Source organism: Microbacterium sp. GW821-FHT01D02, from assembly GCF_059422585.1.
The window spans coordinates 894880-916059 of the sequence record NZ_JBWKXB010000001.1 but is presented as its reverse complement, the minus strand read 5'-3'; the positions used below and the strand labels follow the sequence as shown (position 1 = coordinate 916059).

Here is a 21180-nt window from a genome sequence, read left to right as displayed (position 1 = left end):
CGCTAGCCGCCGTAGGGGCGCACGCAGGTGTCCTGCGCCGCGCTCTGGCCGTCGAGGTTCTCGGGGAGCGGGTCGGCGTCGGCCGGCGGTCCCTCCTCGGTCGCACCGTCGTCGGGCTCCGTGGTCGGCGGGGCGGCGTCTTCGGACAGCTCGCTGCCGCGGCCGGTGCGGTCGGCGCTGATCGACACGGTCTCACCGGCGCGCACCCGCTCCAGCAGCGCGGCCGCGGCGGCCTCGTCGGGGACCACGCGGTCGCCCGCGGGCAGGTGCGGGTACGACACGAAGGCGATGTTCTCGAGGGGGAGGTCGCTGAACACCTTCGCCATCGACGTCAGCGTGCCCAGGTTGGCCAGCTGTGTCGACAGGGTCATGCTCCGCGTCGCCGCATCGGCGATGCCGTAGAGCTTCACCGGATCGGTCAGGGTCGACTGGTCGCGCAGTGTGCGCACGAGCGAGGACAGGAACACCTGCTGGGTGGAGATGCGGGCGAGGTCGCTGCCGTCGCCGACGCCGTAGCGGGAGCGCAGGAGCGCCAGGGCCTGCTCGCCGCTCAGGTCGTACGTCCCCGCGGCGGGGATCTCCAGCCCGGAGTGCCGATCGTGGATGGGGCCGGCGAAGCAGATGGGGATGCCGCCGACGGCGTTCGAGGCCTCGATGACGCCGGTGAAGCTGATCTCCGCTGCGTAGGCGAGGTCGATGCCGGTCAGCGCGGTGACGGTGGAGGCGACGCATCCGAGTCCGCCGCGGGCGAGCGATTCGTTGAACTGCACCCGCCAGCCGGCGTTCCAGGTGCTCCCCGTCTCGGGGTCGGTGCACGCGGGGATGTCGACGAGCAGATCGCGCGGGAAGGAGATGACGGTGGCGGCGTCGTGCGCCTCGTTCACGTGCAGCAGGAGGGTGACGTCGTTCCGGCTGCCTTCGACGTCGCCGCCCTCCCCGTACTGGGCGCCCTGCCCGGCGCGGCCGTCCGATCCGACGAGCAGCACGTCGAACTCCCCGTCGAAGTCGGCCACGGCGGGAGGCTCCTCGCTGTCGCGTACCGGCTGCAGCTCGACCGTGGTCACGTTCTGGGAGAGCCGGATCGCCGCGATCGCGACCGTGCCGCCGGCGATGACCAGGATCCCGATGACGGTCAGCGTGAGGAACCTCCGCAGGCGACGCCGACGTCGCCGACGGGACGAGGGAGCGGGTGGGGGCAGGCTCATGGGAGGACCTCTCGACATCGGCGAGCAGCCAGTGTCGGCGAGGAATGTCACACGAGTGTCACACGCGGGGGAGCGTCACCCGGAACGTCGCTCCGGACATGCCGGGCAGCAGCACCAGATCACCGCCGAGCAGTCGGGCGTTGTCGCGGGCGATCGCGAGTCCGAGACCGGTGCTGACGCCGTCGGAGCGGGAGCGGTCCGAGGTGACGAAGCGGTCGAACACCCGCTCGGCGTCGGCCGCCGCGACGCCGCCGCCGCTGTCGGAGACGTCGATGTGCACGGCCTCGCCCTCCTCGTGCACGCGGAGGGTCACCGGCGGGCTGCCGTGCCTGGCGGCGTTCGTCAGGAGGTTCGCGACCACGGTGTGCAGCCGGCTCGGATCGGTGCGGATCCGCAACCGGGGCGCGACCACCCGCTCGGCCACGTCGACGCCGGTCGCATCCACGACGTCGGTCAGCAGCTCCGCGAGCACGACGGTCGTGCGGTTCACGCGCGCGACCCCCGCGTCCAGCCGGGAGAGTTCGAGCAGGTGCTCGGTCAGGGTGTGCAGGCGGCGGGTCCCGGTGCGCACGACGGCCGCGGCGACCGCCCGCTCCTCCGGGGTCGTCTGCTCGTCCTCGTCGAGGAGCTCGTCGACCGCCAGCATCGAGGTGAGGGGTGTGCGCAGCTCGTGCGCGACGTCGCTGACGAGCTGCCGCGACTCCGCCTCGCGACGCTGGAGCTGCGCGATGGTCGCGTTGAGCCGGTCCGAGGAGAGATGCAGCGCCTCGGCCACACGGTCCACATCGTCGAAGGACGGCGTCCACGCGGGTGGGCCCTCGCCGGAGCCGACCGCGTGCGCGGTGTCGACGAGTCGGCGGAGCGGACGCGTGAGGGCACCGCCGAGCAGACGCTCCAGCAGGACCACCACGACGACGACGCCGGCGCTGAGGAGGATGCCGGAGACGACGAGCTCGCGCACCTGGATCTGCTGCGGCTCCATCGAGTAGGCGGTGACGACGGCGAGCCGGGCGCCCGGATCCTGCGCGAGATCGTCTCGCACGACGGAGACGAAGAACACCTCACGTCCGTCGAGCGTGGTGCGCAGCGAGGTCAGCTCTCCGGGGGAGCGAGAGCCGTCGAGGTCGAGGTCGTCGGGGACCTGATCGGGGCGGAGCTCGCCGGCGCTGCGGCCGCTGTCGAGATCGATGATGACCGTCTCGCCGGGAAGGATCTCCGCGTAGTACTTCCACGTCTCCTCGGGGGACGCGGTGGAGATGGAGGTGAACAGCGCATCCGCGGTCGTGGAGAACTCGTCGAGGAGCCCCTGCTGGCGTGACTCGAACACGATCCTGCTGGCCGTGAACACGACCACCCCCGTGACGATGACGGACACCGCGATCGTGCTGCCGACGAGGGCGAGGGCGATCGCCGCACGGAGGGTGAGGCGGTGACGGGTGAGGCGGTGACGGTGAGCGGTCATCGAAGCCGGTAGCCGATCCCGCGGACCGTCTCCAGCTGCGGCGAGGAGATCTTCGCCGCCGTCAGCTTCGCGCGCAGCCGCTGGACGGCGGTGTCGACGACCCGCGGGGTGTCCGGCGGCGACTGCGCCCACACCGCGTCGATGAGTCGCGAACGGCTCAGGGCGTGCCCGTCGTTGAGGGCGAGCTCGTGCAGCAGGCGGAACTCCGTGGCGCTCAGCGGCAGCACCCGGCCCGCGGCCTTCGCCTCGACCGAGGCCTCGAGGAGCTCGAGCTCGCCGACGCGCAGGGCCTCGCCGGCCGGACGGGCGCTGCGGCGGAGCACGCTGCGCAGCCGGGCTTCCAGCACCGCGACGCTGACCGGCTTGGAGATGTAGTCGTCGGCGCCGGCATCCAGTCCGACCACGATGTCCGCGTCCTCGTCCCGGGCGGTGAGCATGACGGTCGGGAACCCCCACCGGGCACGGATCTCGCGGCACAGCGCGAACCCGTCGCCGTCGGGGAGCATGACGTCGATGATGGCGACGTCGGGCGTCGACCGTTCGGCGAGCAGACGGGCAGAGGCGACGTCCTCCGCCGTCTCCACCGCGTGGCCGCGACGCCGCAGCGCGGTCGTGAAGCCGAGACGGATGTCCGCATCGTCATCCACGAGCATGACCTTCATCAGGCGCCCACCTCCCCGGCATCCGCGCGCTTGCGATGATAGACGGCCGCGCCCGTGCAGGCCCTGTCAGCCGGGTCTGTGACCGGGGATCAGGGCTGAGGTGCATGATGCCCTCAGGCCGAGCGGCTACCCTCGGGGCATGCGTCGAATCGTCGTCCTGCCCGTCGTCCTCGCCATCGGTCTGCTCGCGGGATGCTCGCAGGTGACGCAGATGGCCGGTGACGCGCTCGGCGTCGACGTGCAGGCGACCTGCTCGACGATCGACGACGCCTACACGCAGTATCAGTCCCTGCTCGACCAGGGGCAGGTGTCGGCCGAGCAGGCGGATGCGGCGCGCGACGACCTCGTCGCCTCCCTCGATGGCCTCGCGACGAACGTCGACGGACAGCTCGGCGACCTCATCCGTTCCGGTGCCGAGAAGATCGGCGGGATGACCGACCTGCAGGCTCCGGAGACCATCGAGGCGATCGACCAGCTCAAGGACTCGGTCTCGGCGTTCTGCGGCTGACCGTCCGGCTCGTGAGACGATGCCGGGGATGAGTACTGCTGCCGACGAGGAACTCCGCGTGCTGCGGGCTCGCGCGTATGGACCGAAGGCGGACATCGAGAGCGATCCGGCGGCGCTCGAGCGTCTCCGGCACCTGGAGGAGCAGCGTCAGGGGCGGCCGTCTGATGTCGACGCACCGCTGCCGGACGCGACGGCCGCACCGGTGATGCAGGAGGCGGCGGAGCCGGACCCCGGTGCGCGCGCCCCCGGCGCCGACTCCGACGCGCGGGAGCACCCGTTCGTCGCGCTCGATCTGCCGATGCCGGAGCAGACCTCAGCGGAGGGGGAACCCGCGACACGAGCGTCGTCGTCCCGGACGCCCGCGCGGATCGGCAGGATCCTGTGGGTGGCCGCGATCGTGGCGGCTGCCGCCGCGGCCTCGGCGGTCACGTACGCGCTGGTGGCGATCTCGCCCATGCCGGCCTCCTCCGGTGCTCCGCAGATCGACACGCTGGAGGCGTCCTCGACCCTGGAGATCCCGAGCGGGTGGATGGGGGCGGGCCCGAGCTCGGCGGTCTTCGACTTCTTCGGGCTGGCCCTCGTGCAGACGGCCGGCGGGTACATCAACGGCTCCACCGGAACCGACTGTCTCACCGTCGTCCGCGCCGACCAGGTGCCGGACAAGGGCGAGTATGACTCGTCTTCGGGGTGGAGTTCCAATGGACCCGTCTACGCGGCCTGCGGCGTCGGCGTCTTCCCCGCGACCGTCGAGGTTCCGATCGACAGCGACGTCCCGAAGGAGCTGAGCGAGCGCTTCCCCGGCGGACGGGCCCTCCAGTTCGTGTTCGACGGCGAGCGCGTCGGCGTCTTCCTCGACAGCGAATAGGTCGACGGCGGGCGGATCGCGACCGCCCCGCGTCAGCGCAGCGCGGCCGCCACCGTCTCCGCGACCAGACGGCTGGAGCGGGCGTCGAGGTGGATGCCGTCCGGGTGGCTCCTCACGGAGCGCGCGGTGACGTCGAACACGTCGATCAGATCGACGCCGAGGGACTCGGCGACACGTCGCACGATGGGAGCGACCTCCTCCTCGATGATCCGCGCCGAGACGCCGCCGCGGTTCGCGAACGCCACCGGTGGGGTGAGCAGGTGGACGGCGGCACCGTGCGAGCGGTACCTCTCGACGAAGTCGATGAGCTCGGCCTCGTACCGTTCCGCGTTCCAGTTGTCTCCGCGCGCGTCGTTCGAGCCGAGCATGATGAGCACGATGTCGGGGCGGGCGCGGAGGGAGGCATCGGCGAACGGCGTCGCGTCCCAGGGCCAGTCGCCCTCCTGCTGCAGGGTGCAGCGGTTCACGCCGTAGTTGAGGACCTGGTGGCGCTCCCCGAGGATCCTCCCGAGCTGCGCGGGATAGGAGCGTCGATGGCGGCCGAGGAGGAGCACGCCCGCGCCGTAGGTGTTGCTGTCGCCGATCGCGGCGACCCTGATCCGGTCGGATCGCGGACGAGGCGGCGGCGGATACATGATGCGCAGGAAGAGGATCGAGCCGACACCCGCGAGGAGGCCGATGACCGCGGCGGCGACGGCGAGCAGTGTCCGCGCGCCTCGCCCGTCGAGTGCGGGACGGAGGGAGCGGATCATCCGTCCATCCTCTCTCAATCGGCGCCGGCGGGGGCCGAGCGGTGGAGACTGTCCCTGAGAGCGTGATGTGCAGAACAGGAGAGCGATGACGACCGTCTTCCCGCGTTCCGTGTCCGTGGTGATCCCGGTGCGGAACGACGCCGTCCTCCTCGAACGCTGTCTGCGCGCACTCGAGGGCCAGACGCGCAGACCCGACGAGGTCGTCGTGGTCGACAACGGCAGCAGCGATGCCACGGTCTCCGTCGCCGAGAGATTCGGCGCGCGCGTCGTGTCCGAGCCCATCCAGGGGATCCCGCGCGCCTCCTCGGCCGGCTATGACGCGGCGACGAGCGACATCATCGCGCGGCTGGACGCCGATTCCCTGCCGGGACGGGACTGGATCGAACGGATCGAGCGCACGTTCCGCGACCGCGACGACCTCGACTTCCTGACCGGTGATCCGCGGTTCTACGGATCGACGCCGCTGGTGCATTGGATGGGGGAGCACCTGTACATCGGCGGCATGTATGCGGTGATGACGCCGTTGCTCGGTCATGCGCCGCTGTTCGGGTCGAACATGGCGATGCGCGCCGCCACGTGGCGGAGTCTGAGCGGCGAGGTGCATCGTGAGGAGCAGAACATCCATGACGACTTCGACCTGTCGTTCCATGTGCGCCCGGGGATGACGGTGCTGCGCGACCGGAGCCTCGTCGTCGAGGTGTCGGCGCGCCCGTTCCAGGACTGGGCGTCCCTGCGCCGGCGGCTGAGCTACGTGCTGCCCACCGTGCGGCTGCATCTTCCGCAGCAGGCGCCGCACCGCCGCCGGCAGGCCCGGCGGGAGGCGACCGCGTCCACGGTCGAAGGGTGACTCAGGTGCGGGCTCGCGCGTAGAGCTCGAGCAGATCGGCCGTCAGCTGATGCGGGGTGGTCTCGCTCGGACTGTGGCCCGTCGCGTAGGCGCGGAACTCGGCATCGATGTCGCGGGCGTATCGCTCGTGGGCCGAGAGCGGCCAGAGGTCGTGCGAGCCGGCGGCGACCAGCTTCGGCAGGGCCAGCTCCCGCACGTCGCGGCGCAGGTCGGGCGACGCCATCATCAGGCCGATGATCTCGTCGACGCTGCGGCGGCTCGTGAACGCGAACCGCGAGCGGACGAACTCGAGCCGCCGCGGCGGGACCCGGTTCTTGTTCGTCACGATGCCCCAGATCATGAGCCCGGCGCCGCGGTGCGGGCTGGCGATCGGGGCCACCGGGCCCAGCCACTTCATGCTCGCGAAGACGTTGCCGCTGCCCGGCGGAGTGGTCAGGAGCGCGAGGGAGAGTACGAGGTCCGGGCGACGCACGGCCACGATCTGTGCGATCGTCCCGGCGAACGAATAGCCCAGCAGATGCGCGGGTGCTCCGGCTTCGAGGAAGGCGATCAGGTCGGCGATGAACAGCTCATGGGTGTACGGCCGGTCCGCGCCGGCCGCATGCGACTGGTACTGCCCGGCGAGGTCGAACGACTGCACGAAGTAGCCCTCCTTCGCGAGGAGAGGCAGCATCAGGGCGAAGTCCTCCTTCGACCCGGTCGCGCCCGGCACCAGCACCACCCGGGGATGCGCGGGGTCGCCGAGCGACACGACGGCCAGGTCCCCACTCGGCGCGGAGAACCGCGAGCTCGTCGATCCGGTCGGTGCCACCGTCCAGTCGATGTCGCCGATGGCCGCGTCCAGGGATGCCGGGGCGATGGGCGCCCGTCCGCTCCTCGAATCTGTCGACACGCTCACAAGCTACCCCTCGCCTGCCGCCCGCAGAAGGATCGCGCGCCGCCGTGGACGGATGCCCGTGACGATCAGCGGGACGGCGTGCGCAGCCCCGGGTCCTGCTCCAGCATCGTGCGCGCGAGACCCCGAGCGACCTCGAACGGCTGGGAGAACGTCTCCATGCCGACCGTGACGATCGCTCCTTCGTAGAGCAGCATCATCGCCCGCGCCATGAGGTCGGCATCCGCGGCGCCCGCCTCGGCGCACAGGTCGGTGAAGAGCTCGAGCAGCCAGGTCTTCTGGCGCGAGACCTCGGGGAACACGGGATGACCGTCGTGTCCGTCGCCGATCTCCGCGCGGGCATTGATCGCGCTGCACCCCTTCGGGCTGTTCTCGTCCGACCACGCGATGGCCGCGGTGAACACGGTGAGGATGCGGTCGACGCCGGGCTCGGGCACGCAGGAGAGGTGCTCGGCCACGTGGGCGCGCCACCGGGCGTCCCGATGCTGCAGATATGAGACGACGAGCGCCTCCTTCGAGCCGAAGCGGTCGTAGAGGGTCTTCTTCGTGACGCCCGCGGCCTCCGCGATCGTGTCGACGCCCACCGCATGGATGCCGCGCTCGTAGAAGAGCAGCGACGCGGCGTCGAGGACGCGGGTGGCGCCCGGCGTGAGGGGGGCGAGTTCGGGGACGGGAACGGCCATGGCATCGAGTATACCAACCTGTATAGTCGAACAGATGAGTAAACAGATCGGTGTACTTCGCCTGGGTGTGACCGTCGGGGCCGCGGTGGCGTTCGTGGTGACCTGGAGCTCCGGCTTCCTCGTGCCCGCGATCGCCGTGGTCGACGTCTCGCCGCTGACGCTGCTCGTGTGGCGGTTCGTCCCGCTGGCCGTGATCCTGATCGTGATCGTCGTGAGCAGCGGCGCCTCGCGAGGGGTGACCCGAGCCGACGTGCGACGACAATCGCTCATCGGCCTCTTCGCCCAGTTCGGGTACTGCACCGCGGTCTACGCGGCGATCGCGTCCGGTGTCGCCACGGGGACCACGGCGCTGATCGACGCCGTGCAGCCCCTCATCGTCGCCGTCCTCGTCGGCCCGTTGCTCGGGTTGAAGGTGCGCGGGGCTCAGTGGGCGGGGCTCGTCGTCGGGGCGGGAGGGGTCCTGCTGGTCGTGCGCTCGCAGCTCGACGACTCCGTGGCGCATCCCGCCGCGTATCTCTGGCCCGCGCTGGCGATGGGCTGCCTCATCGTCGGCACCTTCCTCCAGCGGCGCTCCGAGCCGCGGACCGGAACGCTCGTCACCCTCACCATCCACGTCACCGTGACCGCCGTGGCGCTCGTACCGGTCGCCGCCGTCTTCGGGGCGCTCGTGCCTCCGGCATCCGTCTCGTTCTGGCTCGCCACCGGCTTCGCCGCCGCGTTCCCGACGCTCGCGGCCTACGGCCTCTACTGGTGGCTGCTGCGTCGCGTGGGCATCACCGCGCTGAACGCTCTGCTCTTCCTGATCGCCCCGACCACGGCGCTCGCCGGAGCGCTCCTCCTCGGAGAGCCCCTCACGATCGTGACGCTCCTCGGCTTCGCCCTCTGCGGCGCGGGTGTGGCGGCCGTGCTCGTGAGCGAGGCACGGGCCGGACGTGAGGCCCGCGGCGGTGTTAGCATGACGGCGGTATCTGTGGGGGAGTGACGCCCCTCGGCTCTCGGGCAGGCAGGACCCGCGCGTCCGGCGTATCGACGTGAGGCCGATGAACGATCGGCGAAGGTGTGGTGGCACCGCGATCTAGCCCCCGCCCGCACCTCCAGGGCTTTCGCCATCTGGAGGAATCATGTCGCCATCCGACCCCGTCCGCACACTCGCCGCCCAGCTCGCCGACACGCCACCGGGGAACAGGATCACCCTCCTGGGGCACGTCCATCGCCGCAGAGAGCTCGCGAAGGTCTCCTTCCTGATCGTCCGCGACCGCTCGGGCCTCGCCCAGGTCGTGGTCCGTCCGGACGAGATCCCGATCGACGGCCTCCCCGGCGAGGAGACGGTCGTGCGCATCGACGGCACCGCGACGGCGAACCCGCATGCTCCCGGCGGCATCGAGGTGACGGCTCCCGAGGTCTCCCTCCTCTCGGAGCCCGCTCGCACCCCGGTCGTCGAACTCTGGCGGCCCACGCTCGACGCCGCCCTGCCGACCGTGCTCGACCATGCCGCGGTGACCTGGCGCCACCCGACGCAACGGTCGAAGTGGGAGCTGGCCGCAGCGAGCCTGCGTGGCTTCCGTCGCACGCTCGACGCCGCGGGATTCACCGAGATCCATACGCCGAAGCTCGTCGACTCCGTGACCGAGTCCGGCGCGAACGTCTTCCCCGTCGACTACTTCGGGACGACCGCGTATCTCGCGCAGAGCCCGCAGTTCTTCAAGCAGCAGCTCGTCGGCGTCTTCGAGCGCGTCTACGAGACGGGGCCCGTGTTCCGAGCGGAACCGCATGACACGGTCCGGCACCTCGCCGAGTACGTGTCCCTCGACGCAGAGCTCGGCTTCATCCGCGACCACCGCGATGTGCTCGCCGTGCTGCATCAGGTGCTGCTCGGCATGCTCGACAGCATCCGCAGCGAGAGCGGGGACGCCGTCGAGCGACTCGGGGTGGCGCTGCCGGCCATCGCCGACGAGATCCCGGTGATCCACTTTCAGGACGCGCTGCGCCTGGTCGGTGCGCCGGAGGACGAGCCCGACCTGGCACCCGCGCACGAGCGCGCGCTCGGCGAATGGGCCCGGGAGAAGCATGGCAGCGACGTGCTCGCGGTCGAGGGCTATCCGATGCGCAAGCGCCCCTTCTACACGCACCCCCAGCCGGACGACCCGCGATGGAGCAACAGCTTCGACCTGATCTTCCGAGGGCTCGAGCTCGTCACTGGCGGGCAGCGGCTGCACCGGCACTCCGACTACGTCGCCGCGATCGAGGCACGCGGTGAATCGCCGGAGGCCTACGCCGCGTACCTCGACGCGTTCGCGCACGGGATGCCGCCGCACGGCGGGTTCGCGATCGGCCTCGAGCGCTGGGTGTCCCGCCTCATCGAGGCATCCAACATCCGGGAGGTCACGCTCTTCCCGCGCGACCTGCACCGGCTCTCGCCGTGAGTCCGGTGGTCGCGTCGAGCGATAGCATCGGTTCCATGAACTTCAACCGCTCCGCATGGTGGTGGCTGCGATAGCAGCCGGTTGAAGCATGTTCACGGGCTGCACGGCAGTTCGTGACAGCACCCGAGAACTCCGTGTGGCTCCCGATCGTTGGGAGAGACAGATGGATTCATTCACCACCACGGCGCGGCGCTCGACAGAGGTCGCCGCCGCGGTCGCCGCGCATCCGGAGCGATTCCGAGTGCTCACGGGTGAGCGGCCGACCGGTGCGCTGCACCTGGGGCACTACTTCGGCACCATTCGAGAACGGGTGCGTCTGCAACGAGCCGGGGTGGAGACGTTCCTCGTCCTCGCCGACTACCAGGTCATCACCGACCGGGACACGACCGCGAACGTCCGCGACAACGTGTACGGGGCTGTGCTCGACTACCTCGCCGCGGGGATCGACCCGGAACGGACGACGATCTTCACACACTCGTCGATCCCTGCACTGAACCAGTTGCTGCTGCCGTTCCTCAGCCTCGTCACGGAGGCGGAGCTGCATCGGAACCCGACGGTCAAGTCCGAGTTCGAGGCTTCGGGTCGCGCGCTGAGCGGACTGCTGCTGACCTATCCGGTGCACCAGGCCGCCGACATCCTGTTCTGCAAGGGCAACCTCGTCCCCGTGGGGAAGGACAATCTGCCGCACGTGGAGATGACGCGGGTGATCGCCCGGAGGTTCAACGAGCGTTACGGGGCGATCTTCCCCGTTCCGGATGCGCTGATCACCGCCACCCCCGAGGTTCCCGGTCTGGACGGGCGGAAGATGTCGAAGAGCTACGGCAACGCGATCTCCCTGTCGATGACGGCGGATGAGACGGTGGCAGCGATCCGTCGCACGCGAACGGACCCGGACCGACGGATCACGTTCGACCCCGAAGGACGGCCGGGCGTCTCGGCGCTGCTGACGACGGCCGGGCTGTGCCTGGACGAGGCGCCGGAAGGGGTCGCCGACCGCATCGGCGACGGAGGCAGCAGTGCGCTGAAAGCCGTGACGGCGACGGCGGTCAACGAGTTCCTGACCCCGCTGCGGGAACGGCGTCGGGAGCTCGCTGCGGATCACGAACTCGTGCGGTCCGTCCTCGCGCGGGGCAACGAGCACGCCCGCGCCATCGCGGACACGACCCTCGCCGAGGTGCGGGAGGCGATGGGGACCGTGTACTAGGAGCACAGACCGGCTCGTCACAGAGGACGGTGTCGACGGCGATCCGCTGATCCACCTCGGTCTACTACGGGTGAGATGACGTGCTCCGCCTTCCGTTCCTCGCGGTCCTGCGGTCTACTGGACGCGAATCGACCGGTGGGTGGGAAGGAAGATCCAGATGTATCGCAGCAACGGAAACTACGAAGCGTTCGCACGGCCCCGCAAGCCCGAGGGGGCGGACGACAAGACCGTGTGGTTGGTCGGGGGAGGGCTCGCCGCGATGGCGGCGGCGATCTTCCTGATCCGCGACGGGCAGATCGCGGGGGAGAGGATCGCGATCCTCGAAGAGCTCGGGCTTCCCGGCGGAGCTCTCGACGGCATCAAGTATCCGGAGAAGGGGTTCGTGATCCGCGGCGGACGCGAGCTCGAGGACCACATGGAGTGTCTGTGGGACCTGTTCCGCTCGGTGCCGTCGCTCGAGATCGACGGCGCCAGCGTGCTCGACGAGTTCTACTGGCTGAACAAGGACGATCCGAATTCGTCGCTCTGCCGCGTCACCGAGAAGCAGGGGCAGGACGCGCACACGAACAAGCTGTTCACCCTCTCCGAGAAGGCGCAGAAGGACATCATCGACGTGATCCTCGCCACGCGGGAGCAGATGGAGGGCAAACGCATCGATGAGGTGTTCGGCGAGGAGTTCCTCGCGAGCAACTTCTGGCTCTACTGGCGCACTATGTTCGCCTTCGAGGAGTGGCACTCGGCTCTGGAGATGAAGCTGTACCTGCACCGCTTCATGCACCACATCGGCGGACTCCCCGACCTGTCGGCGCTCAAGTTCACGAAGTACAACCAGTACGAATCGCTCGTGCTCCCGATGCGGAAGTACCTCGACGATCACGGGGTGCGGTTCCGCTTCCATCACACCGTCACCGACGTGCACTTCGACATCACGGACGGGCGCAAACAGGCGACGCGTATCGACTGGATCGCGGACGGCGAACCGGGAGGCGTCGACCTCGGGCCCGATGACCTGTGCCTCATGACGATCGGGTCGCTCACGGAGAACTCCGACAACGGCGACCAGGACACGGTACCGCGGCTCCTCGACGGCCCCGCCCCCGCGTGGGACTTCTGGAAGCGGGTCGCGGCGAAGTCGCCCGACTTCGGCCGCCCCGAGGTTTTCTGCAACGACATCGACAAGACGAAGTGGGAATCGGCGACGGTCACCACGATCGACGAACGCATCCCCGCGTACATCGAGAAGATCGCGCAGCGTGATCCCTTCTCGGGCAAGGTCGTCACCGGCGGCATCGTCACCGCGAAGGACTCGTCCTGGCTGATGAGCTGGACCGTGAACCGGCAGCCGCACTTCAAGTCGCAGAAGCCCAACGAGATCGTGGTGTGGGTGTACGGGCTGTTCGTCGAGACGCCGGGCGACTTCATCAAGAAGCCGATGCAGGACTGCACGGGTGAGGAGATCGCGCAGGAGTGGCTGTACCACCTGGGCGTCCCCGTCGCGGACATCCCCGAGCTCGCCGCCTCCGCCGCGAAGACGGTGCCGGTGATGATGCCGTACGTCACCTCGTTCTTCCTGCCGCGCAAGGCCGGCGACCGCCCGCAGGTGGTTCCGGAGGGCAGCGTGAACTTCGCGTTCCTCGGCCAGTTCGCCGAGACGACCCGTGACACGATCTTCACGACCGAGTACTCGGTGCGCACCGCGATGGAGGCGACCTATCAGCTGCTGGACATCGAGCGCGGTGTGCCGGAGGTGTTCAACTCGACCTACGACATCCGATACCTGTTGAAGGCGACAGCTCGGCTGCGGGACGGCGAGGCGGTGCACATCCCCGGACCGAACTTCGTGAAGGGCAAGCTGCTCGACAAGCTCGACAACACCCAGATGGGTGAGCTCCTCACCGACTTCGGGTTGATCCCCGCGCACGGGAGCACGACGAAGCGGGAGCGCGCGGACGACGCCATCGAGTGATCCGCTCCGGGGAGCGAGGCATCGGCCCCGCTCCCCGGAGACACTCGCGCCCTACTGGGTGCCGAAGGCGACCGTGAGGTGCAGCTCGTGCTCTGCGGCGTGGTGCTGCGGGTCGAGGTCGCCGGTGTCGATCTGCGCCCAGGCGATCGCGCCCGTGAACGAGTTGCCCCTGGCTCCGTAGTCGGGGCTGACGGGGGAGCCGGTGTCGATCCCGACGTCGAGGGTCTCGTCGGCCGAGAAGCGCCCGGGCTCCGTGCGCTCGACCCGTCCGGAGCCGACCGCGACCTCGTCGACGAACAGCGTCACGGTGCCGCCCTTCGCCAACCCGCCGCCGTCGTAGTCGAACTCGAAGCGCAGCAGGTGATCGCCGGGCGTGAGGGGGCTCTCGGCGCGGACGATGCTGTGGTCGATGCCGAAGAAGTTGTAGCAATACGTCAGTGCGCCGTCGTGCGCGTACAGGGCCCAGCCGCCGGCCACACCGCCCTGCGCGATCACCACGCCTTCCGCGCCGGCATCCGGAACCGTGACCTGCGCGGTCACCGCGTGCGAGCGGTTCTTGATGTTGAGCACGGCCTCTTCCGTCAGCCGCGTCATCCGACCGCGCAGGCGCTGCGTCGTGCCGTCGACGAGCTTCGGGCGCCCGGCGAGGTCAGGGTTGGCGCGCTCGGCGAATCGGTCGTCGAGCGGGAGCACGTTGTACTTGACCGCCTCGATGAGCCATAGCCGCTGCAGCTCGTGCAGGCGCTCGGGGTGCTCGGCGGCGAGGTCGTTCGCCTGGCTCCAGTCGACCGTCGTGTCGTACAGCTCCCACACGTCGTCGTCGAAGGCGGCGAGTTTCTCCTCGCCGGTCTCCCACGGGGTGCGGTGCTTCGTGACCGCGGTCCACCCGTTGTGGTAGATCCCGCGGTTGCCGACCATCTCGAAGTACTGGGTGGTGTGACGCTCGTCGGCGTCTCCGTCCTCGAACGTGTAGGCGAGGCTGACGCCCTCGTAGGGCTTCTGCGTCACGCCGTGCACGGACGTCGGCTCAGGGATGCCCGCCGCTTCGAGGATCGTGGGGGCGATATCGATCACGTGGTGGAACTGGTTGCGCACCTCGCCGCTCGCCGCGATCGCCGCGGGCCAGCGCACGATCGTGCCGTTGCGGGTTCCGCCGAAGTGGGACGCCACCTGCTTGGTCCACTGGAAGGGGGTGTTCATCGCGTGGGCCCAGCCGACCGCGTAGTGGTTGTACGAGGCGGGGGTGCCGAGCTCGTCGATGCTGGCGGCGAGACGTTCCGGCGTCTCGAGGGCGCCGAAGCCGTTGAGGGTGATCATCTCGTTCAGCGTCCCTTGCAGGGTGCCCTCCGCGGAGGCGCCGTTGTCGCCGATGATCGCGATGACCAGGGTCTCGTCGAGGATGCCGAGGTCTTCCAGGGAGTCGAGGACGCGGCCGATGTGGTGGTCGGTCTGCTCCATGTACCCGGCGTAGACCTCCATCTGGCGCGCGAGCACGGGCTTCATCGCCTCGTCGACGTCCTCCCAGGCGGCGATGCCCTCGGGGCGTTCGGTGAGCACGGTGTCCGCCGCGACGACGCCCAGCTCCTTCTGACGAGCGAGCGTGTGCTCGCGGACGGCATCCCATCCCCCGTCGAACTGGCCGGCGTAGCGGTCCGACCACTCGGCCGGCACATGGTGCGGCGCGTGCGTCCCGCCGGGTGCGTAGTAGAGGAAGAACGGCTTGTCCGGCGTCAGGGACTTCTGGCGCTCGATGTACGCGATCGCGTGATCGGCGAGGTCCTCGTTCAGTGTGTAGCCCTCTTCCGGCGTGCCGCTCGGCTCGACCGGGTTCACGTTCTCGTAGAGAGCGGGGTAGTACTGGCTGGTCTCGCCGCCGAGGAAGCCGAAGAAGTACTCGAACCCGCCGCCGGGGTGCGGCCAGCGGTCGAACGGTCCCACCGGGCTCGTCTCCCACACCGGCACCTCGTGGCACTTGCCGAACTGCGCGGTCGAGTAGCCGTTCAGGCGCAGCGTCTCCGCGACGGGCGCGCAGGTGTTCGGCCGCACGCTCGTCTGACCGGGAGCGGATGTCGCGCCCTCGGTGATGCCGCCCATGTTCACCGAGTGGTGGTTGCGACCGGAGAGGAGGGCCGCCCTGGTCGGCGAGCAGAGGGCCGTGGTGTGGAACCGCGTGTACCGGAGTCCCTCGCCGGCGATCCGCTCGAGGTTCGGGGTGGCGCACGGGCCGCCGAAGACGCTCGACGAGCCGTAGCCCGCGTCGTCGATCAGCACGACGAGCACGTTGGGGGCGCCGGCCGGAGGGCGCACCTGCTCGATCGGCGGATGCGCGGCCTCAGGGTCCTTCGCGTCGTACACCGTGAGGTGCGGTCGGTCCAGATCCGGAACCGGAAGGACGTTTCTGAACACGGAGTCCTGGCCAAGAGTCATGCTGCACCTTCCCGTCGTGGTTGCTCTCACGATACGAGCGCGCGCGGCGCGGCTCTCCGGCCCGGAGAGGGAATCACCCTGGCGACTTTGCCGACCTCTGCCGTGCTTCCGTCAGCGGCACGAGGGCGGGGCGCTCGCAGGTGCTGGTGACCTCGACGGTCTCGCCCGAGTCCGCGGCGGCCAGGAGCGAGGTCATCACATCGAGCACATGGAGGGCGAGATCGCCGTTGGCCCGGCCGCCGGTCCCCGGCTCCGCCGCGGCGAGGTCGGCGACGCCGAAGCCGCGTCCCGCTCCGACGTATCCTGCGCTCGGCTCGACCGTCGTCCACTCGCCACCCAGCGGGTGCAGCAGCACGTCGCCCGCGAAGCCGTTCGGGTCCGGCACCTTCATCGATCCGTGCTCGCCGTGCACCTCGATGTTCGACGCGTGCGTGGCGACCGTGTCGAAGCTCATGACGATCGTCGACAGGGCGCCGGAGGTGTGCCGGAGCACGCCGGTGACGTGCGTGAAGATCTCCACGGGCACGGTCTCCCCGGCGCGCGGGCCGGAGCCGATCGTGCGGGTGTCGCGGCTGCGGCTGGCGGAGCCGACCACCGACTCGACGGGGCCGAGGAGGGTGATCAGCGTCGACACGTAGTACGGCCCCATATCGAGCAGCGGGCCGCCGCCGGGCAGGTAATAGAAGTCCGGGTTCGGATGCCAGCGCTCGTGGCCGGGCGTCACCATCGTGGCGGTGGCGGCGATCGGACGGCCGATCGCTCCGTCGTCGATGGTCTTGCGCGCGGTCTGCACGCCCGTGCCCAGGACCGTGTCGGGCGCGCACCCGAGCGAGACCCCGGCGCGACGAGCGGCGTCGACCACCTCGCGGGCCTGGTCGATGGTCGCGGCGAGCGGCTTCTCCCCGTAGGTCGCCTTGCCGTGCGCGATCGCCTTGAGCGCGATCTCCGCGTGCGCCGCCGGGATGGTCAGGTTCAGGACGAGATCGACCTCGGGATCGGCGACCAGCTCGTCGACGGTCAGCGCGCGGACGCCCTGCTCGGCAGCCACCTCCGCGGCCCGCGACTCGACCATGTCGGCCACGGCGACGAGCCGCACGGTGTCGAGCGTCGCGAAGGTCTCGAGATACTGGCCGGAGATCGCTCCGAGTCCGACGATGCCCACGTTCAACGGCTTGCCCACAGGATGCCCCTTTCGATGATGGTTCTGACGTTCGTGTCCGCGAGCGTGTGGAGGTCGTGACCCGGGGTCGCGACGAAGATCCGCCCGTCGCCCCAGCGGCGGGTCCAGATCGCCGGGACGACGATCTCGCTCTGCCACGGCTCGAAGTCGGGCGCCGCGACCGTGGTGGTGGCGAGCACGTCGTTGTAGGAGTCGGAGAGCACCCAGTACTGCTCGGTCGTGAGGTCGAAGTCGGCGATCCCCGTGACGATCGGGTGGTCCGCCTTGGCGGGGTCGATCACGATGCGGTAGTCGACGAAGCAGTCGGTGCCGTCACCGGGGAGGTCTGCGGGTGCGGCCTTCGCCCGATGCGTGGCGAACTGGCCGCCGGTGAGCTGGAGGTACTCGCTCGACGCGCGGTACGAGTCGACGATGCCGCCGTGCCATCCGGCCAGCCCGGTGCCGGCGCGGACGGCGGCGGCCAGGCCGCGCACCTGCTCGGTCTCGATGGTGGACATCGTGACGCACTGGACGATCACGTCGACGGTGCGCAGGTAGGCCGCATCCTCGTAGATCGCCGGGGAGTCCTCGACGCGCACGTCGTAGCCGTGGTCCCGGAGGAACGGCACGAACGAGTCCGTCGCCTCGACCGGATGGTGACCGTCCCAGCCTCCGCGCACGATGAGCGCGGTCTTGGATGCGGTGGTCATGGATTCTCCTTCGTGGGGGATGGGGTGATGTCGAGGAGGAAGGCGGTCTCGATCTCCTCGCCGGCGGGGAGGACGATCGGTCCGAGCAGATCTCCGGTCTCGGCGTAGGGGCGGGAGGCCGGTTCGAGGGCGACTGTGTCGGCTCGTCCCCACCACGGGAACGTCTGCGTCTGGCGGTGCTCCTGCCACACGTGCAGGTGGGGGAGCAGGACGGGATCCCAGCGCAGGGTGACGGTCCAGGCCGGGGCCGCGATGACGGCGGATCCGCGCCCGCCGACGGGGAGCGAGCGGAACGCGCCGTGCCGATGGCCGGGCTCGGGGAACATCACGGTGAGCTGCTCGTCGCCGAGGAGTACGCGCGTCGCCGGGTCGACGACCGCGGACGAGAAGGCCGGATGCTCCGTCCAGGTGAAGGCGACCGGCTGCGCGGCCGTGTTGAGCACCCGCTGCCGGACGTGCAGTCCCTGCTCGGTCACCGTGGTGGTGCGGCTGACCCGCAGCGGGACGGTCCGCAGCGCCAGTTCGAGCGTCACGGCGTCCGACTGCACCGTCGTCGTGGTCCATCGTCGCCAGGCGGCCTCGCCGTGGAACGGGTGGTCGACCCCGTCGATCGTGCGGTGGTCGCCGGCATTTGGCACGAGGGTGTGCCAGCCGCCCGCGTACCGCTCATGCCATTCGCGGTTCGAATCGGAGGCGCCGGGTGCGACCGGTGTCTCGACGTCACGCCCGTCCACACGGAACAGCAGCTCCGTCCCGCTCTCCGCATGCACGAGCGACGCGATGCGCGCGCCGGTCTCGTCGACGGCCGCGAGGAACGAGCCGTGCGGGGAGTGCAGGGTGTGGCGGCGTCCGGCGGTGCCCCCGGTCACCGGAGATCGTACGGTCGCGTGCGACGCACGACCGGGGCGAAGGAGGCGTGGAAGATGGTGGATGCCGCGCCGACGGCTCCCGCTTCCCCGGACACGACCGACCGCTCGACGCTCACATGCCGGGCACGATGCGCGGTCGGGAACGTGTTGACCGCACGGTCGATCGTCTCCATGACCATCTCGCGCAGCTCCGGCTCGAACGTGGGACCGCCGACGACCACCATGGGCAGGTCGAGCAGATCGATGAGCGCAGCGGCGCCGAGCGCGATGACGTCCGCCACCTGCTGCACGGCGGCGATCACGGTGGCGTCGCCCGCTGCGACCTCGGCGCAGAACTCCCGGTACGTGCGGGCGGGGCCGTCGTAGCCGAGCTCGCGCGCGATCTCCGGGATCGCCACGGTCGGGTTGCACTCCCGGACGAGCTCGGGGCGCCCGTCGCCGTCGGTCCGCCCGAGGCGGACGGCGCAGAGCTGGCCGAACTCGCCGGCGTTCCCGCTCATGCCGCGGAACGCCTCGCCGTTGAGCACGAGGCCGGAGCCCATGCCGGTGCCGAAGTAGAGGTACGCGAAGTCGGTGGACCGCGCCGTGCGACCGAGCCAGCGCTCGCCGACCGCCGCCGCCGTCCCGTCCTTCTCCACCACGACCGGGTAGGGCAGGCGCTCCTCGAGCATCCGCTCGAGCGGGACGTTGCGCCACACCTCCGACAGCGGCAGGTCGAGCAGCGAGCCGTCGCCCGTGATCGGACCGGGAACGGCCACGCCGACGCCGAGGAACGTGGTACGGTCGACGGCCGCGGCCTCGAGCACCTCCTCGACCTGCGTGGCGATGAACTCCACGAGCCCGGTGGGGGAGACCTCGTGGTCGAGCCGCACGCTCCGGTGCTCCAGCACGCGCCCGTCGAGGTCGACGAGCACCACCGAGATGACCTCGGGGTCGACGAGGATGCCGGCCGCGTGGGCGGCCTCGGGGCGCAGCCGCACGGGGGTGCGCGGCTTGCCGAGCCGTTCGGTGCGCTGCTGCTCGCCCTCCGCGAGCAGGCCGCGCTCCAGCAGGACGCGCAGGATACGGGAGACCGACTGCTGGGTGAGTCCGGTGCGCTCGGCGATCTCCGTGCGGCTGATGGTGCCCGCCTGCCGGATGGTCTCGATGATGGCGACCTCGTTGAACGAACCGAGGTCGTGCTGGTTCGCGCCCGGACGGTCGCCCACCGAACGGGGATCGCGCGTCGAGTACGTCCGCGCCTCCGCCCGCCGCGGAGCGATCGGTTCGGTCGTGTCGGTCACGGTGCCTCCAATGCTCCGTCGGGTCGGCGCACACCGGCGGCCCACTCGTCGTGTCCCGAGAGTTCGGCGGGATAGCGCGCAGCGGCATCCTCGTCGATGTCGATGCCCCACCCGGGGGCGTCGTTGGGTGTCAGCCAACCGTCCACGATCCGAAGCGTACCGGGGAAGACCTCGTGCGTCGCCTCGGCGTAGACGTGTCCTTCCTGGATGCCGAAGGCGGGGGAGACCACGTCGAGCGTGACGTTGGCCGCCGCGCCGATGGGCGAGGTGTCGCCGGGGCCGTGCCAGGCGGTGCGCACGCCGCACAGCTCCGCGAGATCCGCGATCTTCTTCGCGGGGGTGAGTCCGCCGATGTCGGAGACGTGGCTGCGGATGAAGTCGACGCCGCCGTCGCGCACGAGGCGCACCGCGTCGGTCAGCGAGGTCGTGAGCTCACCGACCGCGATCGGGGTCGCGGTCGCGGCGCGCACCTCGGGGAGACGGTCCCAGTGCTCGGGCGGCAGGATGTCCTCGAGGAAGAACAGGCGGTAGGGCTCCAGGGCCTTCGCCAGCCACAGCGCCTCCTTCGGGGTCAGCCGCGAGTGCACGTCGTGCAGCAGCTCGATGTTCGCGGGGAGCTGTTCGCGAGCGGCCTCGAAGAGCTCCGGTGTGCGGCGCAGGTAGTCGCGCGCACTCCAGCCGTTCCGATAGGGGGAGTCGGGGTAATCGGTGGGCACGGCGGGGGCTCCGTAGCCGCCGCCTCCCGGTGTCGACATCTGCAGGCGGATGTGGCGCCAGCCCTGCGCGATCAGCTCGTGCGCGTGATCGAGGGTCTCCTCGATGGTGCGGCCGGACGCGTGCAGGTAGGTGTCGGCCGCGGCGCGGACCTTGCCGCCCAGCAGCTCGTACACGGGCATCCCCGCCCGCTTGCCCGCGATGTCCCAGAGCGCCTGGTCGATGCCGGAGATGGCGTTGTTCGTGACCGGGCCGCCGCGCCAGTATCCGGAGAAGGCCGCGAGCCGGGTGAGGTCGCCGATGTCGCCGGGGTAGCGGCCGATGAGGAGCCGGGCGAGGTGCTCGTCGATGAACGTCTTGACCGCCTTCCACCGCTGGGTGAAGGTCGCACACCCCAGGCCGTACAGTCCCGGCACGTTCGTGTCGATCCGCACGACGACGAGGGCCGTGCCGAACGGTGCGGTCGTGATCGCCCGCACCGACGTGATGCGGATGTCCTCCCGGGGCTGCCAGGGGTTGGCGAAGGTGTCGATGGGCATCGGGGTG

The 21180-nt window shown here is 70.2% G+C and carries 19 protein-coding genes; 7 read left to right on the top strand and 12 right to left on the bottom strand.

The window, feature by feature from the left end; genetic code table 11:
• Nucleotides 1–2 precede the first annotated feature (2 nt).
• Genes AC07VM_RS04490 through AC07VM_RS04480 form a run of 3 tightly spaced genes read right to left on the bottom strand, consistent with a single transcriptional unit; the run spans nucleotide 3 to nucleotide 3329 of the window.
• Nucleotides 3–1205 carry an LCP family protein gene (locus tag AC07VM_RS04490; protein ID WP_494910140.1) on the bottom strand — a complete coding sequence of 401 codons (1203 nt, stop codon included), beginning with the start codon at nucleotides 1203–1205 and terminating at the stop codon, nucleotides 3–5.
• 58 nt (nucleotides 1206–1263) lie between these two features.
• Entirely contained in the window at nucleotides 1264–2667 is a 1404-nt protein-coding gene (locus AC07VM_RS04485; protein WP_494910139.1) for a sensor histidine kinase, read from the bottom strand.
• Nucleotides 2664–3329, bottom strand: coding sequence for a response regulator transcription factor (locus tag AC07VM_RS04480; protein WP_494910138.1), 666 nt, complete (start codon nucleotides 3327–3329; stop codon nucleotides 2664–2666). The genes AC07VM_RS04485 and AC07VM_RS04480 overlap by 4 nt, the downstream gene beginning before the upstream one ends.
• Nucleotides 3330–3468: 139 nt before the next feature.
• On the opposite strand from AC07VM_RS04480, the gene AC07VM_RS04475 reads away from it, so the two are divergent.
• Together AC07VM_RS04475 and AC07VM_RS04470 are read left to right on the top strand one after the other, a co-directional pair.
• Nucleotides 3469–3837: a hypothetical protein gene (locus AC07VM_RS04475; RefSeq protein WP_267415884.1), complete on the top strand. Its 369-nt coding sequence runs from the start codon at nucleotides 3469–3471 to the stop codon at nucleotides 3835–3837.
• Nucleotides 3838–3865: 28 nt separating this feature from the next.
• Nucleotides 3866–4702, top strand: coding sequence for a hypothetical protein (locus AC07VM_RS04470; protein ID WP_494910137.1), 837 nt, complete (start codon nucleotides 3866–3868; stop codon nucleotides 4700–4702).
• A gap of 32 nt (nucleotides 4703–4734) precedes the next feature.
• On the opposite strand, the gene AC07VM_RS04465 is transcribed toward AC07VM_RS04470, so the two are convergent.
• Nucleotides 4735–5454 (bottom strand): GDSL-type esterase/lipase family protein, encoded by a 720-nt coding sequence (locus AC07VM_RS04465; RefSeq protein ID WP_494910136.1) that lies wholly within the window; start codon nucleotides 5452–5454, stop codon nucleotides 4735–4737.
• Nucleotides 5455–5539: 85 nt separating this feature from the next.
• Between AC07VM_RS04465 and AC07VM_RS04460 the strand changes: the two genes are divergently transcribed.
• Complete coding sequence (locus tag AC07VM_RS04460) at nucleotides 5540–6301, top strand: glycosyltransferase family 2 protein (protein WP_267415881.1); 762 nt, start codon at nucleotides 5540–5542, stop codon at nucleotides 6299–6301.
• Nucleotide 6302: 1 nt separating this feature from the next.
• Here AC07VM_RS04460 and AC07VM_RS04455 read toward each other — a convergent pair whose 3' ends face one another.
• Entirely contained in the window at nucleotides 6303–7193 is an 891-nt protein-coding gene (locus tag AC07VM_RS04455) for an alpha/beta fold hydrolase (protein ID WP_494910135.1), read from the bottom strand.
• 71 nt (nucleotides 7194–7264) lie between these two features.
• Complete coding sequence (locus tag AC07VM_RS04450; RefSeq protein ID WP_494910134.1) at nucleotides 7265–7879, bottom strand: TetR/AcrR family transcriptional regulator; 615 nt, start codon at nucleotides 7877–7879, stop codon at nucleotides 7265–7267.
• Nucleotides 7880–7913: 34 nt separating this feature from the next.
• Here AC07VM_RS04450 and AC07VM_RS04445 point away from each other — a divergent pair, with 34 nt between their 5' ends.
• The 4 genes from AC07VM_RS04445 to AC07VM_RS04430 all read left to right on the top strand — a co-directional run bounded on the left by AC07VM_RS04445 (nucleotide 7914) and on the right by AC07VM_RS04430 (nucleotide 13472).
• Nucleotides 7914–8861: a DMT family transporter gene (locus tag AC07VM_RS04445; RefSeq protein ID WP_494910133.1), complete on the top strand. Its 948-nt coding sequence runs from the start codon at nucleotides 7914–7916 to the stop codon at nucleotides 8859–8861.
• 139 nt (nucleotides 8862–9000) lie between these two features.
• Nucleotides 9001–10302 carry an aspartate--tRNA(Asn) ligase gene (gene aspS / locus AC07VM_RS04440; RefSeq protein ID WP_494910132.1) on the top strand — a complete coding sequence of 434 codons (1302 nt, stop codon included), beginning with the start codon at nucleotides 9001–9003 and terminating at the stop codon, nucleotides 10300–10302.
• A 163-nt stretch (nucleotides 10303–10465) separates the two neighbouring features.
• Nucleotides 10466–11506: a tryptophan--tRNA ligase gene (gene trpS, locus AC07VM_RS04435; protein ID WP_494910131.1), complete on the top strand. Its 1041-nt coding sequence runs from the start codon at nucleotides 10466–10468 to the stop codon at nucleotides 11504–11506.
• Nucleotides 11507–11663: 157 nt separating this feature from the next.
• Nucleotides 11664–13472: an oleate hydratase gene (locus AC07VM_RS04430; RefSeq protein ID WP_494910130.1), complete on the top strand. Its 1809-nt coding sequence runs from the start codon at nucleotides 11664–11666 to the stop codon at nucleotides 13470–13472.
• Nucleotides 13473–13523: 51 nt separating this feature from the next.
• Here AC07VM_RS04430 and AC07VM_RS04425 read toward each other — a convergent pair whose 3' ends face one another.
• The 6 genes from AC07VM_RS04425 to AC07VM_RS04400 form a co-directional block, all read right to left on the bottom strand.
• Nucleotides 13524–15899 carry an arylsulfatase gene (locus tag AC07VM_RS04425; protein WP_494910129.1) on the bottom strand — a complete coding sequence of 792 codons (2376 nt, stop codon included), beginning with the start codon at nucleotides 15897–15899 and terminating at the stop codon, nucleotides 13524–13526.
• 73 nt (nucleotides 15900–15972) lie between these two features.
• Nucleotides 15973–17079 carry a Gfo/Idh/MocA family protein gene (locus AC07VM_RS04420; protein ID WP_494910128.1) on the bottom strand — a complete coding sequence of 369 codons (1107 nt, stop codon included), beginning with the start codon at nucleotides 17077–17079 and terminating at the stop codon, nucleotides 15973–15975.
• The gene (locus tag AC07VM_RS04415) at nucleotides 17064–17768 is read right to left on the bottom strand and encodes a ThuA domain-containing protein (protein ID WP_494910127.1); all 705 of its coding nucleotides are present in this window, start codon (nucleotides 17766–17768) and stop codon (nucleotides 17064–17066) included. The genes AC07VM_RS04420 and AC07VM_RS04415 overlap by 16 nt, the downstream gene beginning before the upstream one ends.
• Nucleotides 17765–18637, bottom strand: coding sequence for an aldose epimerase family protein (locus AC07VM_RS04410; RefSeq protein WP_494910126.1), 873 nt, complete (start codon nucleotides 18635–18637; stop codon nucleotides 17765–17767). The genes AC07VM_RS04415 and AC07VM_RS04410 overlap by 4 nt, the downstream gene beginning before the upstream one ends.
• On the bottom strand, nucleotides 18634–19920 hold the full coding sequence (locus tag AC07VM_RS04405; protein WP_267415871.1) for an ROK family transcriptional regulator: 1287 nt from the start codon (nucleotides 19918–19920) through the stop codon (nucleotides 18634–18636). The genes AC07VM_RS04410 and AC07VM_RS04405 overlap by 4 nt, the downstream gene beginning before the upstream one ends.
• On the bottom strand, nucleotides 19917–21173 hold the full coding sequence (locus AC07VM_RS04400; RefSeq protein ID WP_494910125.1) for an enolase C-terminal domain-like protein: 1257 nt from the start codon (nucleotides 21171–21173) through the stop codon (nucleotides 19917–19919). The genes AC07VM_RS04405 and AC07VM_RS04400 overlap by 4 nt, the downstream gene beginning before the upstream one ends.
• Nucleotides 21174–21180: the final 7 nt, after the last annotated feature.

Coding starts and splice junctions, on each gene's coding strand:
- AC07VM_RS04490 (WP_494910140.1), bottom strand. CDS start 1,205: ATGAGCCTGCCCCCACCCGCTCCCTCGTCCCGTCGGCGACGTCGGCGT.
- AC07VM_RS04485 (WP_494910139.1), bottom strand. CDS start 2,667: ATGACCGCTCACCGTCACCGCCTCACCCGTCACCGCCTCACCCTCCGT.
- AC07VM_RS04480 (WP_494910138.1), bottom strand. CDS start 3,329: ATGAAGGTCATGCTCGTGGATGACGATGCGGACATCCGTCTCGGCTTC.
- AC07VM_RS04475 (WP_267415884.1), top strand. CDS start 3,469: ATGCGTCGAATCGTCGTCCTGCCCGTCGTCCTCGCCATCGGTCTGCTC.
- AC07VM_RS04470 (WP_494910137.1), top strand. CDS start 3,866: ATGAGTACTGCTGCCGACGAGGAACTCCGCGTGCTGCGGGCTCGCGCG.
- AC07VM_RS04465 (WP_494910136.1), bottom strand. CDS start 5,454: ATGATCCGCTCCCTCCGTCCCGCACTCGACGGGCGAGGCGCGCGGACA.
- AC07VM_RS04460 (WP_267415881.1), top strand. CDS start 5,540: ATGACGACCGTCTTCCCGCGTTCCGTGTCCGTGGTGATCCCGGTGCGG.
- AC07VM_RS04450 (WP_494910134.1), bottom strand. CDS start 7,879: ATGGCCGTTCCCGTCCCCGAACTCGCCCCCCTCACGCCGGGCGCCACC.
- AC07VM_RS04445 (WP_494910133.1), top strand. CDS start 7,914: ATGAGTAAACAGATCGGTGTACTTCGCCTGGGTGTGACCGTCGGGGCC.
- aspS (WP_494910132.1), top strand. CDS start 9,001: ATGTCGCCATCCGACCCCGTCCGCACACTCGCCGCCCAGCTCGCCGAC.
- trpS (WP_494910131.1), top strand. CDS start 10,466: ATGGATTCATTCACCACCACGGCGCGGCGCTCGACAGAGGTCGCCGCC.
- AC07VM_RS04430 (WP_494910130.1), top strand. CDS start 11,664: ATGTATCGCAGCAACGGAAACTACGAAGCGTTCGCACGGCCCCGCAAG.
- AC07VM_RS04425 (WP_494910129.1), bottom strand. CDS start 15,899: ATGACTCTTGGCCAGGACTCCGTGTTCAGAAACGTCCTTCCGGTTCCG.
- AC07VM_RS04415 (WP_494910127.1), bottom strand. CDS start 17,768: ATGACCACCGCATCCAAGACCGCGCTCATCGTGCGCGGAGGCTGGGAC.
- AC07VM_RS04400 (WP_494910125.1), bottom strand. CDS start 21,173: ATGCCCATCGACACCTTCGCCAACCCCTGGCAGCCCCGGGAGGACATC.